We start from the raw sequence: 15,903 nt of genomic DNA, 5'->3' as shown, positions 1-15,903 counted from the left end.
CAGTTATCATTCTGCGCAACGGTAGATTATAGGGCGTGTAGAGACAAATAATTGGTTAATTTACGCCGGCATCTTTGTCAGTTATATAAACTTGCATAAGATCAAATTGGCATTATATAGAGACCCAAAGTTTGATGAAATGGAAGACCGGTATTCATCTGGAATGCAATTCAAAGAAGGGTACATTCATTTACCTTGACCTTATCAAAGATTTTACCGGACCCCAAAAGAATTCTTGATTACGATTGGAAAGTTATTCTATCGAATGGAATTGAATTTTCAGTGAATATGGCTCTTGTTATTTAATTAGCAATTAACAACACTGAACCTCGCTAAAATCCAGATGGCTTTGCTTATCCACGATTACGAGCTGATGTGCGGCACCGGTTGTTGGCGGTTTATAATGTAAACACGCTGTCTGTTTATAGAAAATTTCTCCTTCATTTACGAAACATTAATATAATATTTTCAAAAAATAAACAAACTATGCGATTAGATTTTAAAATCATTTAACAAATGAGATATATAGTTTAAGAGATATATCATAAAAAAACGAAATTTTGGAGGGTATTGGTCTTATGAAAAGGAAAAAAGCTTCAAAATGGTTAGCTCCCGTATTGGGCTTGGCTTTATTGGCGCCTTCAATGTTCCCAGGTGCCGCTCATGCAGCGGAATCTACAAAGGTTAAATCCGTTGAATTCGAAGGAATGGCTGCTCCCAGCAGTCCGGAGGATATGGCAAAACTCTATACTACCGCCTCCTTGAAAGTAACATTTGAAGACGGATCCGTAAAATCTTATCCTTTGACTTATAAAACTTTATTCAAGTCTACCGATGTTGTTGGCGGGATGCAAACTGGCCAAGTTATAGATATTAACGGAAAGCCGATCATGGACACCAGCGTTCCGGATAAGCCGGTCCCGTTTGTATCCGATTCACCGGATTCCAACGCGTTAATGAGTGTAAAGGGTGCGAAACCGACTTCACTTGGCGGAAATCCTCTTTCTCTTTTAACACACTATGAATACATTACGAATAATAACGCGGGTAAATCCGCTTACGGTCTTGTTCCTGCTTCCATCAGCTTAAGCACCATCGACCAAGATAAGAATACCGGAGACCTGAAGGTAACCGATCTGAAAAAGGTTGACTTCTCCCAAGTAGGCGGTTTGTGGATTCCATGTAATGGATCGCTAACTCCTTGGAATACATTCCTAAGCAGTGAAGAGTATGAGCCTGATGCCCGCGCTTATGAAAAAGATCCTACTCAAACCTTTACAGGCGCGTTTACTAAGAGCTACTACCAAGATGACAAAAAAGTAGGCAATCCTTACGCTTACGGTTACATTCCTGAAGTAACGGTAAATGCAGACAACAGCACATCCGTTGTGAAGCATTACAGCATGGGCAGATTTTCCCATGAGCTGGGCCGGGTAGCTCCAGACCGCAAAACTGTAATCTTCGGAGACGACGGTGGTAATACGATGCTCTTCATGTATGTAGCGGACAAAGCGGAAGATCTTTCCACAGGTACTCTGTACGCCGCAAAATGGGTTCAAACAAGCGATGCCAACGGCGGTTCCGCTAATCTGCAATGGATCAGTCTTGGACACGCATCGGACAGCGAAATCAAGGCTTATGTTGACCAGAATGTGAAATTCAGCGATATTTTTGAAACTGCGGATAAAGATTCAGACGGATTCACAAAAATTAAAGCTTATCCAAGCGGCAAAATCGAGTGGCTGAAAGTCAAGCCGGGTATGGAAAAGGCTGCAGCGTTCCTGGAGTCCCGCCGTTATGGCGCAATTGTCGGTGCAACTGCTGAATTTAACAAAATGGAAGGTGTATCGATCAACCAAAAGGACAAAAAAGTGTATGTAGCTATGTCCTATGTGGAAAAAGCGATGGAAAAGGATGCAAAAAACGAAGATCCGGCTGATCATATCTCAGTTAAGAAAATTAAAGCCGGAGTAACCTATGAAATGGACCTAAAAGGAAGCCAAATGGACTCCGCTAACAAAGCAATCGGAAGTGAATACGTTCCGGCTAACATGAAGGGACTGGTTGTCGGTGAAGACCTGGCTAAAGCAGATGACAAAGGTAATACAGCGGTTGTTGATAAAGTAGCGAACCCTGACAATCTTTCCTATTCCGAAGCTTTGAGAACATTGTTCATCGGTGAAGACAGCGGTATGCACACTAACAACTACCTGTGGGCTTACAATGTCGACACTAAAAAATTGTCCCGGATCCTTTCGTTGCCGGCCGGCGCTGAAGCTACAGGCTTACAAGCAGTAGATGATTTGAACGGATTCAGCTACATCATGAGTAATCTGCAGCACCCGGGTGATGAAATGCTTCTTCCGGAACCTTTGAAAGCTCAAGTAGAAGAGATGATCAAAAAAGAATGGGATAACAAGCGTGCAGGTTCCGTAGGTTATATCAGCGGTCTTCCTTCCTTAGCAAGCTTGACGAAGTCCAGTGACAACAATCAAGCAGACGAAGGCAAAAAAGGCAAATCGATTTTGCGTGATGTTGCTGAAGCTAAAGGCGCTAAAGTAGAATGGAACAACGTGGACCGCAGCGTAACCATTTCAAAGAACGGCAAAACCCTTGTTATTAAAATAGGCGATTCCTCGGCCATCATTAACGGTAAGAAGGTAGAGCTTTCCGGTAAAGTGGAAATCGAAAATGAAAGAACGATGTTCCCTTCTAACGTACTGGATGATTTCTTGAAATAATAACATAGCAGGCAGCATGAAGCCGGTTACCTCACTCAGGTAGCCGGTAAAGAGGCTGTTCCAAAGTCTAACGACTGAGGAGCAGTCTTTATATATAAGCGTAATATATTAATAAGCTTGAACTAAAAGCTGGGGATTTCCCTTTTTAAAGGATTATATTACACGCAAGAATTTAGAGCAATCCGAGAAAAATAAATGCAAGATGATAGTAAACCCGATCACCCAAGCACCGTATTTGTCGTCACCCGAAGCAAACTCCAAAACAGCACAGCTAGCGCAATTCCACCGATCATTTGCAAGCAGCATGGTGCATCTCTCCTGCCAACAGCATATGGACCTATAGAAAAATGATGATATTTCCGTTGCCGTATCTTAATTAAACAACAACCCTTCAAACCGGCGGTGAAAGCCGGGATTGGAGGGTTGTTTTAGTTTTTCTTTCAATAATATCGAAGATTGTCGGTTTTGAGGGAGTTTTGTGAGAATTTTGTAAGGCCGGTTTGATAGTATGAAAATCAATGGCACAAAAGGCTGGAATTCAAGGGTGTTCGGTCGTGCTCATCTAACTGTGTGGTTGAGGAGGAAACAAAAGACAATGAAATTACGAATGAAGCAGATCATTTCGCTTTTCCTTGCGGCAGTTCTGTTTTTATCCGGCTTATTTCCGGCGGGAACCGGAGTCGGTAGGGCAGCACCACAAACGGATTGGGAAGAGGTAGGCGTTCGCCAGTCTTCGCCGCTCCCCGGTTCGGAAGAACTGTTAAACTTTCAAATCGACCAGGGCATTCCCTACATGGCTTTTATGGACATTAGATTTGTAGGGAACAACAAGTATACCTACAAGGTCGTGGTGATGAAGTATGAAAAAACGACTGGGTTAAAATCGGAAACACAGATTCTTTGAAAGTAGATGGACAAACTTGGATTTCCCTTTATGTAGACCAAGGAGTCCCGTACTTATTGTTTAACGATATGGAGAAAGATCATAAATTCACTCTCGCGAAATTCAACAAGACGAACGATAGCTGGGAATTCGTAGGCTCCAGAGGTCAACGTCACCGCCGATCCGGACAAGGATGAAGAGACAGTGAAAGACGTGGAGCCAGGAGCGACCGTCAAGATTTACGACAAGGACGGCAACGTGATCGGTACCGGAACGAACCCGGGACCAGGCAAAGGACCGGTTGTGATCACTGTACCTGGATTGAAGGAAGGCGATGTGATCCAATTAACGAACACCGAGCCGGGCAAGAAAGAAAGTACGAAGACGGGCAAGACGGTGACCAAGGGCCAGGAAACCAGCAAACCGATCGATCCAAACAACGTTACCGCCGATCCGGATAAGGATGAAGTGACAGTGAAAGACGTGGAGCCAGGAGCGACCGTCAAGATTTACGACAAGGACGGCAACGTGATCGGTACCGGAACGAACCTGGGACCAGGCAAAGGACCGGTTGTGATCACTGTACCTGGATTGAAGGAAGGCGACGTGATCCAATTAACGAACACCGAGCCGGGCAAGAAAGAAAGTACGAAGACGGGCAAGACGGTGACCAAGGGCCAGGAAACAAGCAAACCGATCGATCCGGTCAACGTCACCGCCGATCCGGACAAGGATGAAGTGACAGTGAAAGACGTGGAGCCAGGAGCGACCGTCAAGATTTACGACAAGGACGGCACCGTCATCGGCACCGGCACGAACCCGGGACCAGGCAAAGGACCGGTTGTGATCACTGTACCTGGATTGAAGGAAGGCGACGTGATCCAATTAACGAACACCGAGCCGGGCAAGAAAGAAAGTACGATGACGGGCAAGACGGTGACCAAGGGTCAGGAAACAAGCAAACCGATCGATCCGAACAACGTTACCGCCGATCCGGACACTGGAAAAGTGACAGTGAAAGATGTGGAGCCGGGAACGATCGTCAAAATTTACGACAAGGACGGCACCGTCATCGGCACCGGCACAAATCCAGGTCCTGGAAAAGGACCAGTTGTGATCACCGTAGCTGGATTGAAGGAAGGCGACGTTATTAAATTAACGGGCACTGAGCCAGGCAAAAAGGAAAGTGAGCCGACGAAGGTCATTATTCCGAATAAAACTTTGTACGATGTTGAAACCGTATGGAGAGATAAAACGATGATCGTCACAGTGAAACCGAAACCGGGGATCATTCCGTCCATTAATCGTGCCTATGTGGTGTTCCAGGGAATGAGAGCGGACACGCCGGTATTTACAACCGGGTTCGCTATCGATGGAAAAAATCCACAGCCGTTTGAGATGAAACTTGATCAACGTGCGCAAACCGGCGATCGGGTCTATATCGTCATAGTTAATCAGCCAGAATATGTCCGCAGCGACGTCGGACTCAGCTTATCGGAAGAGAAAATTGAAATCGTTACATCAGGCGGCAAATAAGCCGCATAAAGTGGAGGCAAGATCAGATTGAAACCAATACAAATGAGGCGGATTGCCGTTCAACTGGGACTCGTGGTTCTGCTTTTCCTCTCGCTGGTATGGCCTGCTCAGGCCAGCCAGACGATCGTAACCGTATCTGCAATAAAAGATAAATTTCAAGGGGAACAGGTCAAAATTGGCGGCTCGTCCATCACTTCAGAAGTGATCGTTAAAGTTTTCGATCCGTCGGACCGTATTTATTTCTTCCGGTCCGTTCCGGTTCAATCACAGCAGTATGAGACGGGATTCACATTGGCTAGCGATGCTCAGCTCGGTCGATATACCGTGATCGTCGGTTACGAGAAAGAGGTGCTTCGCACTTCGTTTCTCGTATTGAAACCCGGCGGGAACGAAAATGTCGAATACGAGTTGGAAGATGCCTTGAACAATTTAAAAATTGGTTTCCGCAACGGGGATACGTGGGAAAGCGTTACCTCCGATTTCTACCTGCTGTCTGTAGGTAAACATGATACAAGCGTTTCTTGGACGTCCTCACGTCCGGATGTCATTGCAATCGGAGAGCCCCAGGGCAATGAGCTGGAAGGGCAAGTCAAGCGGCAAGAAGAGGAGCGCAGCGTGGTCGTAACGGCGACCGTTTCCAAAAATAACAAATCTGCAAAAAGGCCCTTCTTATTAATTGTAAAAAGCAAGTCAACCAGCAAATTGTCAGTAACAGAAAATGTGCGCACTGTAAATGTGATCGGGGAGCATGGCGGATTTTCGAATCCGCTCAACATCATCCGCATTGTACTGTCCGATCAGACGCGCATTGATAAGACAATTATGGATGAAGCGACGGCAGATCAGGTCATTGATAAAAGCAGAATGACCGGAGAACAGGTTTCGAGGATTGTCATGGATCATCTCCCAAATGATATACCTGAAGAAATTGCGGTACAAATTGCGTGGGGCAGCGTGTCCAGCCTTGCTAATCATGGAATGGATATTCAGTTGGAAAGCGAAACGGCGGTGTTAACGCTGGAGAATGCCATCCTGCAGCAGATGAAGCAGCAATCGATGGACTTGTATTTCCGAATAGTACCGGTTCGCAACGATCAAAAACGCCAGGACATCGCCAATCAAATCACGCAGGAGACGATGGTTCAGCAAGCTGCCGGGAGCGGGCGCATCGCAATCGTCGGCACGCCACAAAAGATCGAAACGAATTATTTCAATTACCGAACCAAGCTGCTCATTCCATTCAATGGTATCGTTCCATTAGCTAACCAGGCTTCTTTCCTGAACACGCTGCGTGTCTTTATCGAGCACAGCGACGGGGAAAAGAAGCTGGTCGAGGGGAAGATCGTGTACCTGAACGGGTTGCCGTACGGCATTGTAATAGAAATCGACAAGTTCAGTACGTTTACGCTCGTGCAACTCAATCAAAGGTCCGGCTCTGGATCGTCCAGTTCGGGCACGACCTCCCCGGGCGGCGGCCAGCCTTCGTCGCCTAACCAAGAGACGACGGCAACAGGGGATGGAAACCGGATCATCATAGAGCATGGCGGCTCCAATGAAGGGATCGACAAGGGACGTTTTGAAGTTACGATCAACGGCAAAAAAGTTCCGATTGCCGAGGTCATCATTGAAAACGGGAAAATCATTCTCGTCCTGGAGCAGCCGATCCGCAAAGGAGATGCTGTGGCGGTTGCCTACCTGGGTGATGAGACGAAAGAGAGCGATCAGCGCATGAATCTCTTTAGTCGGAAGCTTGAGAACACAGGTCAGCATCAAGCATATGTGTTAGGTTACCCGGATGAGACATTCAAGCCGGATCAATCGATTAGCCGTGCGGAAATGGCGGCACTCCTTTCCCGAGTGTATGAAGGCGCGCAAGGCGAATCGTCGTCCTATCCGGATGTCTCGGCCGAACACTGGGGATACAAAGAAATTAGCAACGCTCAGCGTACAGGTTTGATGAAAGGAATGCCGGATGGCACATTCCAGCCAGAGCGGCCGATCAAAAGAGCAGAGATGGCTTCGATCGTTTCCGTCTGGAAAGATTTGCGCGAAACCGCGGCGACGCGGGCATCCGACACCCAAGGACATTGGGGTGAACAAACGATTGCCCGGGTGATGGCGGCAGGGTTGATGGAAGGCTACCCGGACGGCTCATTCAAGCTAGAAGGCTTGCTGACGAGAGCGGAAGCAGTCACGATCATCAACCGTTTATTGCAGCGCGGGCCGCTCTACGGTGTAACGGTTCCTTCATGGTCCGACGTTACGGCAATCCACTGGGCTTTTGGCAACATTGAAGAAGCATCTGGGGATCATCGCTTTGAACGGCGCGCCGAAGGCGGAGAGATGAAGTCCAAATAAGAAGAATAAGTATTTCTATTAAGCTCCGAACTCATCATCATTGAAAAAAGAGGTGGTAAGCTGGCGTTGGGATATAACCTGAGTCAGCTTATTTGCTGTATCGGCAAGTGCTTTTTCTCGTGGACATAGAACAATAACAAATAACCCACAGGTGGACACGGATCTGACGATGACGTTTGACAAAACTATTGTCGCGCCATCGAATACAACATACATATCGATTTGGAATGCTTCAACTAATAGTGCGGTGGCTTATATTCAGGCGAACGAAAGCAAGCAGTTGATGGTATCAGGTAACAAGGCGACGTTTTGCGTGCGATACAAACAACATTTCTCCCCCCTCAAAATATCTCAGAAGCAGCAAGCCGTGAATGATAACAAGGAGAAAAGAAGCGTCTTCTCGATTCGGGACGATTTGCTGAAGCATGGAGATATGCTGCTCTACCGCTTCATGTAATATGTTTCTATGTTCCGCTGGGAGATCGGTGCTTCGGTAATAATCGACGTTGAATAATAATTTTCGAGTATAGTTGTTTTCCTGTTCACACGAAATCTATTAGATTTTTTCGAAATATTCAATAGTTGGTAATTTATGCCTATTAAAAGTTGTGCTAAAAGTTATATAATTACAGTACAAACACATAATTTACGAAAAGGCAAAGTCATTGAAAAATGGCGACGCAAAACTATCAGGGGCTAATGTCACAAAGACGATGCCAGCCAGTTACCGAAAGAAGAAACTCCATTTTGATTGCGTGAAAATCCAAGGGAGGAATGTGTTATGCTATTAACTAAACACCAGAAACGTCGACGGGTTCGTTTATTTTTACTTATGGCGGAGATTAATGCCTTGAAAAAATGCATGATAGACGAGTATGAGAAAAGCGGAAGTTTACGAGATCCGATTTTGATACAATTGAGTGAAATTCTCGATCGAAAGTTAAACGACTTACGGCAAGCACAGAAGTAGACTTATTCATTAAAGCTAGGGAGACTATAAAAAGTCTCTCTTTTTTAATTGAAAGTATGAACATATAACACCGCATGGTGATTTTTTTAAGAGATAATGAAAGTATAAATTCACACAAATAAAAGTAACTTCATAGGAATTATATGGTATAATTTCTCATGATATGTACATAAACCAAGGAGGTATTAATATGGCTAATACAACGTTTAAAGCGACAGCTCATTTACAAGACGGTGTAGTTGTGAAAGTACGTTCCAGAAATTTCGAATTTACGATTGATGAACCAAAAAGCTTGGGTGGAACGGATACGGGCATGAATCCTGTGGAAGCCGTGCTTGGTGCGTTGGGAGCATGCCAATCAATCGTAGCAAGAGTATATGCCAAAAAGTATAATATTCGTCTCGATGATTTTTGGGTAGAGGTAGAGGGCGATCTTGACTTGGATGGCTTCTTTAAAAAATCGGATGTCCGTCCTGGTTATTCGGATATTCGTTACACCTTTCATATCAAAACGGATGCCCCCAGAGATACAGTTGAAGAGTTTGTGCAGTTTTTGGAACAGACCTGCCCGGTGGGAGATACAATTGCGAACCAAGTCAATCTCAAATTAAGCGGAATTATTATTGATAATTAATTTCAAATGAATGCATGTAATCTAGGGTGACTAGTTCTATTATCTTTTCTGCATGGACTAGAACGGCTAGTTCTAACAATAGCACTACTGTTTGATTTTCCGGTATCCGCCCATATAACGAAACGTGATCGTTATTGTTACGTATAGAAGAACGTAGCATGATTAAAGCGTTGGGGAGGGTGGTTAGGTTGAGTAGCGAAACGGTTGTCCAGAATCCGAATCCAAAGAACATTTCCAGATCCATTATAGGTCTTATTGTAGTAGTTGCTATTGTTCTTTTGGGGTTTCAATCCTATACTATTGTTGAAGCGGGTCATCGTGGTATTGTATTGCAATTGGGAGCGGTACAGCCTCAGGTATTAGAAGAAGGACTGCATTTTAGAATACCTTTTATTCAAAAAGTAATTCCGGTAGAAATTCGAGTGCAAAAAGCTGAATCGAGTCAGGTGTCCGCCAGCCGCGACTTGCAAACCGTAACTACAACATTGGCTGTGAACTACCATTTGGACGGTGTTGCTGTAAATAATCTTTACCGGACGGTAGGTATGGAGTATAAAGCACGTGTTGTTGACCCGGCAATCAGCGAGGCTTTAAAGGGAATTACAGCCCAGTACACGGCAGAGGATCTCATTGCCAAGCGTTCAGAGGTTAGCGCAAAGGTAAAAGATGCATTGGCATCCAAGCTGGGACTGTACAATATGGTGCTCGACGAGATTAATATTACAGAATTTAAGTTCTCGGAGGAATTCGATCGCGCTATTGAGCAGAAGCAAATTGCCGAACAACAAGCGCTTAAATCGAAGCTTGATCTGGAACGGATCAAGATTGAGAAGGAGCAGGAAATTACTCGTGCTCAGGCTCAAGCAGAAGCTTTGAGACTTCAGAAGCAAGAGGTTACCGCGGAGCTGATCAAGCTAAGAGAAATTGAAGCTCAGTTAAAGGCCATTGAAAAATGGAATGGAGCGTTACCTAATGTAACAGGTGGAGCCACCCCATTTATTAATGTGAAATAACGATTTAAACTGAATGCGGATAACTTTTTTATTAAAAAGCTTCCATTCGAAGCTCTTCCGTGAACCTCCGGTTCCAACTTATACTTCCTTATTTCTTAAAAAACCCCGAGCGACTTCAAAGCAGTCGCTCGGGGTTTTGCTATGCTCTTTTTACAATGTTGCTTGATATACTATAGTTACCATCTACGTCTGCCTTCCAGCAGTACAATCACAAGCAAATCGAAGAGTACAAGAGGAAGGATGAAAGGGAAGAAGGAAGTGTGCGCTTGTTTACCGTCCCTGAATGATGTAACTTTCAGGTACACTTTTTTCTTATCTACTTTGACAATTCGACCTCGGTAAGTACCGCGTTTCGTTGTAATTGATACATATTTATTTAGGTGCATCTTGCATTTCTTATAGTTTGATAGGACTGACATTAGTATCCCCCCATTCTATTAAGTGTTACAATCTAGTTTATGATTTACAAATGAGAATAGTGTGGGTTCGGATTAGGCTGATCAGGGGTTCAGCACAAATTTTGTTTGTCATCTATGACATCCAATGAAATAATAGGGATGTGCTCAACTAGGCCGAATATACATAAAATTCAGAGCAAAAGGGGGGGGGAAGATTGAGGATGAACAATAAGAACGTTGTGGTCCTTGCGCTTTTTTACGCATTTATTTATATGAGTACAGGCTCATTTTCCTCGTATATCGGAGTCTACTTCGCAGAAGCGGGTGTGGGGCATACCCAGATAGGGATTCTTACCTCAATCGGCGCAGTTGTAGGGATATTTTCACAGCCTTTATGGGGGATGGCGGCAGACCGCTCGAAGTCGAAAAACCGGATATTGATCATTTGTACGCTGCTCTCCTGTATAACGGTGTGGCTGGTGCCGGCTGCGGGGAATATGTTTGTACCGTTATTGCTTGCGATGGCGCTGTTCAGCTTGTTCCAGGTTGCGATTAACCCGATGAGTGATGCGATAACGCTGGAGTTGTCGTCAAAAGGATTGGTTCGCTTTCCTACGATAAGAACCTTCGGTTCTGTGGGCTATGCGTTCATCTCCATTCTGGCGGGGTGGCTGTTCGCCACTCATATCAATACGATTTTTTTGGTCACATCACTTATTATGCTGGGCTGTTTTCTCTTGTCGTTAGCAATTCCTCAAGTGGCCGGTCATCAGAGCGGGAAGAGCAAGGTAAGGCTGGTAGAAATTTTTCGAAATAAGCAATTGACGGTTATTTATATCTACACGCTCTCCTTATCTATTGCTATGGGGTTTTTGTGGTCGTTTCAAGCCATTTACAGCAAGGAACAAGGAATCAGCATGGAGGTCATAGGTATTGGTCTCGCTGTCGGATCGGTTAGCCAATTTCCATTCATGCTGTTATTTCAAAATTTTTATAATCGTTTTGGCATACGCAATATTTTGATATTCTCCGGTGTTATTCATACATTAAGATGGTGCTTATATGCATTCGCCTTGACTCCTTTTACTTATTTATTTAGCTGGGTTTTGCATGGGGGAACCTTTATTCTGTTCTATATGTGCCTGGCCGAGTACGTAAACACCCATGTAGTGAAGGAATTGAAGGCAACCGGACAAATGCTGAATTCGGCCATCCAGCTAAGCGCGGGCAAAATTATCGGCGGGATGCTGGGAGGTTTATATGCTGCACAATTCGGCTTTCAAAATTCCTTCATGGTATTGGCTGTGATGGGAGCTATCTCAACGATAGGCTTTTATATGGCCGGAAGATTTTTTCCTATAAACAGAGGGAATAAGGAGCAGCTGGTTCAAGGCGACAATTCGCTAAGCAGCTGACGCGTATTGGAGCTTCCTTTCGTTGAAGCACTATGGCAAGCTGAAGTATAAGACACAGAAGCAGGTAACCGGCAGATTCCAGCTTTCATCGGCAGGTTATTCCGGCGCAGCATAACCTTTATCCGAAACAGGCTTTTCCAGGCAGATTTGCTGCTTATGGAAAAGCCTTTTTTGTTGCTTTAATGCCAATGAAGGCATACTTCATTCGGAATATTTAAGGTATCCCGAACCGAATTGGCGATTATCATCGCATTAGCTCATGATTATTCGCTGCACCAAACCCTTATGAATCAAGGGTTTGTGAGCATTCATGATTTAATGCCGCCAAGATCGTAGACTGAACTTTTAACGTCTTGCTATGATAAATGACAACATCACACGCAAGCTGAACAGGAGGGATAGGAGTGAAATCTGCATCAGTAGCTCAGGAGCTGCAGGCCCGGTCCAGAACACGCAGGGGCAGCAATAGGGTATGGAAGCGATTTATACGAGATCATTGGTTATACATCATGCTGCTTCCCGGGGCGCTGTACTTTATTATTTTCCGATATATCCCAATGTATGGTCTATTGATCGCATTTAAGGATTATCAGCCGTTTCTCGGCTTTGTAGAAAGCAAGTGGGTCGGTCTTCATTATTTTGAACGATTTTTCACGGATCCTGTATTCACCAAGCTATTCGTGAACACTATCGTTTTGGCAGCTTACAACATTTTATTCTTTTTCCCGCTGCCGATTATTCTCGCTTTAATGCTGCATGAAGTAAGATTGATGATTTATAAAAGCTTTGTTCAAACGCTCATTTATATTCCGCATTTTGTCTCATGGGTCGTTGTGGTCGGGATTGTATATATATTTTTTGCTACCGACGAAGGGATCGTTAATGAGCTAATTCGAAAGCTGGGCGGGAGCGAGGTCAATTTCCTGCTGAGCGAGTCATGGTTCCGAACGATGATCACGGCTGAGGTAATATGGAAGGAAAGCGGCTGGGGAACGATTATTTTTCTTGCAGCATTGGCCGGGGTTGATCAGCAGCTGTATGAGGCGGCTCGGATTGACGGAGCGAATCGTTGGCGCTTGATTTGGAACATCACACTGCCTTCGATCCGCAGCACGATAGTCATTTTGTTAATTTTGAGACTTGGAAATTTTCTGGATACCGGGTTTGAACAAATATTTCTGATGTTAAACGCGATGAACCGGGAAGTCGGAGAAGTGTTCGATACCTATGTATATTCGGTGGGCATACAGGACGGCCAATTCAGCTACAGCACGGCGGTTGGGCTTTTTAAATCGATTGTGGGGCTTATCCTGGTAGTCGGGGCTAATTTCCTTGCCAAGAAAATGGGAGAAGAAGGGGTCTATTAATCAGGATGGGAGGAGACAGGCGATGCTTTACAAATCTTGGGGTTCAAAAGTATTTGATTATGCTAATTACGTGGCATTATTTCTGGTTGCTTTATGCACGATTATTCCGTTTCTCTATATTCTTTCGGTTTCCTTTGCCACCTCCCAGGAGGTGCTGACGAAGAAGTTCATTTTATTTCCGGAGACGTTCACTTTGGACGCCTACATCTACATTTTCTCAACAGGCACGGTAGCTCGCAGTATGCTTGTAACTATATTCATAACAGTCGTTGGAACTTTGCTTAATCTGTTGCTGACTTGCTTGACGGCTTATCCTTTGGCGAGGAAGGAGCTGATGGGCAGAAGAACGATGCTGCTGCTGGTCACGTTTACCCTGCTTTTCAGCGGCGGCATGATTCCTACCTTCCTGGTAGTGAAATCGATGGGGCTGCTCGATTCGGTATGGTCGTTAATACTTCCGACTGCTATAAGCGCATTTATTTTGATCATTATAAAAAATTTCTTTCAGCAGCTGCCGGACGGCCTGGAAGAAGCGGCCAAAATAGATGGCTGCTCCGATATCAGAATCCTGTTCAATATTGTGCTTCCATTATCCTTGCCTGCTATCGCGACATTTTCTCTGTTTTATGCGGTTGGGCACTGGAATGCTTTTTTTAACGCAGTTCTGTATATTAATGATCATACGAAATGGCCGATCCAGGTGTGGATGCGACAAATCGTTATTTTGGCTCAAGCCGGTGTAGGGGATTCCTCCGCTATGGCCGGTGAAGCCGTACCTCAGTCGCAGACTATCAAGATGGCAATTATCGTGGTCTCGACGCTGCCGATTATGCTGGTGTATCCGTTTTTGCAGAAGCATTTTGCACAAGGCGTATTGATGGGCTCTGTAAAAGGATAGACATTTATCCGCGGGCTTATAGCTTGCTGGTGATGGTTATAGATGATGAAAACATACCAAGGGGAGGATTTACAATGAAACGAAAAGTGGCTGGAAAATGGATGGCTACAATCATGTCCTGCGTAATGGTTGCGGCTGTCGCATCCGCATGCAGCAGCCAAGGTACAGGCACGCAACCTGCTGGAACGGCAGGGACTGGAGCAGGCGAAGCTGCTAAGGCGAAGGCACCTGTTGATATTTCTTTAATGATGGCTTTTTTCTCCAAGGAGCCGCCGCGCAGTGATGCCGCTATTAAGAAAATCGAGGAATATACGAATTCCAAATTAAATATTACATGGGTTCCCAACAATGGCTACCCAGAAAAGCTGAATGCGACCATTGCGTCCGGATCACTTCCCAAGGTGATGGTTATACCGGATTTGAAAGCCTCGGTCGTAGTGAATTCGGTCAAATCAGGAATGTTCTGGGAGCTGGGGCCGCTTCTGAAGGATTATCCGAACTTGTCGAAGCTGAACGCAACGGCATTGAAGAATACGGCAATCGACGGGAAAATGTACTCGCTGCCGCGGGAAAGAGTACTGGCGCGCAACGGAATTATTATCCGCAAGGACTGGCTTGATAATTTGGGCTTAAAGGAGCCAAAAACGGTTGACGAGCTGTACAATGTAATTAAAGCGTTTGCACAAAATGATCCCGACAAGAATGGAAAAAATGATACGACAGGCATCACAGAAGATAAAAATCTGAATATTTTCAGCCATATGCTGGCCGTTATGGGCGGTGGAAATACGTGGGATGATAAAAGCGGAACGCTAAGCCCGGTCTTTGCTTCTGCCGAATACTTGGAAACGATGAAGTTTATGAAAAGGCTTGTTGATGAGAAGCTCATGAACCAGGACTTCGCGATCAATCCAAACAGAGATGACGACTTTAACAAAGGTAAAATCGGTATCGCCTTCAACCCGTTGGACTCCTCACTAAGCGGTTCTTATGCCGAGCTGAGGAAGCTGAATCCGCAGGCCAAGCTGACTGTCATCAGCCGTATTGAAGGACCGAAAGGGCCGAAGGTAATGGGCGGCTCCGGATTTAACGGCGGCTTCATGATTCCAAAAACATCGGTGAAGACGGAGGCCGAGCTGAAAGATGTGCTGACCTTTATGGATAAAATCATGGACCCGAAAATGCGCGAATTGTTCACATGGGGAATTGAGGGCAAACATTTCAAGAAAGAGAACGGCACCTATGTGTTCACGGATAAAAACGCTTATGTGGAAGAGGTAGATCCGCTGACGCAGCTCGTATTTATAGGGTATAACCTGCTTTATACGGAACAAAGCCAATCGGAACTAGGCAAGACAATCGAACAGATGTGGAAAGAAAACGAATCTATAGCAGTGATGAATCCGGCGCTTCCGGTTGTTTCTAAGACACAGGTCGAGAAAGGGAAAGAGCTGGATAAGGTCATCTCCGATGCACAGGTAAAATTCATTCTGGGCAATATCGATGAGAACGGCTGGAAGCAGGCTATCGAGCAGTGGAAAAAGAACGGCGGAGACAAGGTTATCGAAGAAACAACAGCCGAATATGCGAAGCTAAAAAAATAATAAAATCATAGGCAAGACCGAAGGCTGACAAGATGCAGCCGAGGTCTTGTCTCCCTATATTTCATATGACATGTTGGAGGCTATGA

At 45.1% G+C, this 15,903-nt stretch carries 13 protein-coding genes and 1 riboswitch; of the genes, 11 read left to right on the top strand and 2 right to left on the bottom strand.

The window, feature by feature from the left end; all coding sequences use genetic code 11:
* The first annotated feature begins 578 nt into the window (after positions 1–578).
* Positions 579–2,741, top strand: a complete 2,163-nt coding sequence (locus ACFQ0C_RS06775; RefSeq protein WP_379365203.1) for an alkaline phosphatase PhoX — start codon at positions 579–581, stop codon at positions 2,739–2,741.
* A 153-nt stretch (positions 2,742–2,894) separates the two neighbouring features.
* Here ACFQ0C_RS06775 and ACFQ0C_RS06770 read toward each other — a convergent pair whose 3' ends face one another.
* Positions 2,895–3,047, bottom strand: coding sequence for a hypothetical protein (locus tag ACFQ0C_RS06770; RefSeq protein WP_379365201.1), 153 nt, complete (start codon positions 3,045–3,047; stop codon positions 2,895–2,897).
* A gap of 289 nt (positions 3,048–3,336) precedes the next feature.
* Here ACFQ0C_RS06770 and ACFQ0C_RS06765 point away from each other — a divergent pair, with 289 nt between their 5' ends.
* From ACFQ0C_RS06765 to ACFQ0C_RS06740, 6 genes are all read left to right on the top strand, one after another.
* Entirely contained in the window at positions 3,337–3,645 is a 309-nt protein-coding gene (locus tag ACFQ0C_RS06765; protein ID WP_379365199.1) for a hypothetical protein, read from the top strand.
* Between the two features lie 183 nt (positions 3,646–3,828).
* Positions 3,829–5,160 (top strand): hypothetical protein, encoded by a 1,332-nt coding sequence (locus ACFQ0C_RS06760; protein ID WP_379365197.1) that lies wholly within the window; start codon positions 3,829–3,831, stop codon positions 5,158–5,160.
* A gap of 27 nt (positions 5,161–5,187) precedes the next feature.
* Positions 5,188–7,518 (top strand): S-layer homology domain-containing protein, encoded by a 2,331-nt coding sequence (locus ACFQ0C_RS06755; RefSeq protein ID WP_379365195.1) that lies wholly within the window; start codon positions 5,188–5,190, stop codon positions 7,516–7,518.
* Between the two features lie 169 nt (positions 7,519–7,687).
* Entirely contained in the window at positions 7,688–7,975 is a 288-nt protein-coding gene (locus tag ACFQ0C_RS06750; protein ID WP_379365193.1) for a hypothetical protein, read from the top strand.
* Positions 7,976–8,163: 188 nt separating this feature from the next.
* Positions 8,164–8,250: riboswitch (cyclic di-GMP riboswitch) on the top strand.
* A gap of 428 nt (positions 8,251–8,678) precedes the next feature.
* Positions 8,679–9,122: an OsmC family protein gene (locus tag ACFQ0C_RS06745; RefSeq protein WP_379365191.1), complete on the top strand. Its 444-nt coding sequence runs from the start codon at positions 8,679–8,681 to the stop codon at positions 9,120–9,122.
* A 230-nt stretch (positions 9,123–9,352) separates the two neighbouring features.
* Positions 9,353–10,135, top strand: a complete 783-nt coding sequence (locus ACFQ0C_RS06740; RefSeq protein WP_258211702.1) for a prohibitin family protein — start codon at positions 9,353–9,355, stop codon at positions 10,133–10,135.
* 176 nt (positions 10,136–10,311) lie between these two features.
* Here the strand turns inward: ACFQ0C_RS06740 and ACFQ0C_RS06735 are convergent, their stop codons facing one another.
* Entirely contained in the window at positions 10,312–10,554 is a 243-nt protein-coding gene (locus ACFQ0C_RS06735; protein ID WP_379365189.1) for a hypothetical protein, read from the bottom strand.
* 200 nt (positions 10,555–10,754) lie between these two features.
* On the opposite strand from ACFQ0C_RS06735, the gene ACFQ0C_RS06730 reads away from it, so the two are divergent.
* The 4 genes from ACFQ0C_RS06730 to ACFQ0C_RS06715 all read left to right on the top strand — a co-directional run bounded on the left by ACFQ0C_RS06730 (position 10,755) and on the right by ACFQ0C_RS06715 (position 15,817).
* Entirely contained in the window at positions 10,755–11,948 is a 1,194-nt protein-coding gene (locus tag ACFQ0C_RS06730; RefSeq protein ID WP_379365187.1) for an MFS transporter, read from the top strand.
* Positions 11,949–12,457: 509 nt separating this feature from the next.
* Complete coding sequence (locus tag ACFQ0C_RS06725) at positions 12,458–13,315, top strand: ABC transporter permease (RefSeq protein WP_379365260.1); 858 nt, start codon at positions 12,458–12,460, stop codon at positions 13,313–13,315.
* Positions 13,316–13,337: 22 nt separating this feature from the next.
* Positions 13,338–14,213 (top strand): carbohydrate ABC transporter permease, encoded by an 876-nt coding sequence (locus ACFQ0C_RS06720; RefSeq protein WP_379365185.1) that lies wholly within the window; start codon positions 13,338–13,340, stop codon positions 14,211–14,213.
* 74 nt (positions 14,214–14,287) lie between these two features.
* The gene (locus tag ACFQ0C_RS06715) at positions 14,288–15,817 is read left to right on the top strand and encodes an extracellular solute-binding protein (protein WP_379365183.1); all 1,530 of its coding nucleotides are present in this window, start codon (positions 14,288–14,290) and stop codon (positions 15,815–15,817) included.
* Positions 15,818–15,903: the final 86 nt, after the last annotated feature.

This window comes from Paenibacillus sp. GCM10027630, from assembly GCF_042676305.1.
Lineage (GTDB): Bacteria > Bacillota > Bacilli > Paenibacillales > NBRC-103111 > Paenibacillus_S.
Note: the sequence above shows the minus strand (reverse complement) of the source record. Positions and strands in the feature narration are given on the sequence as shown.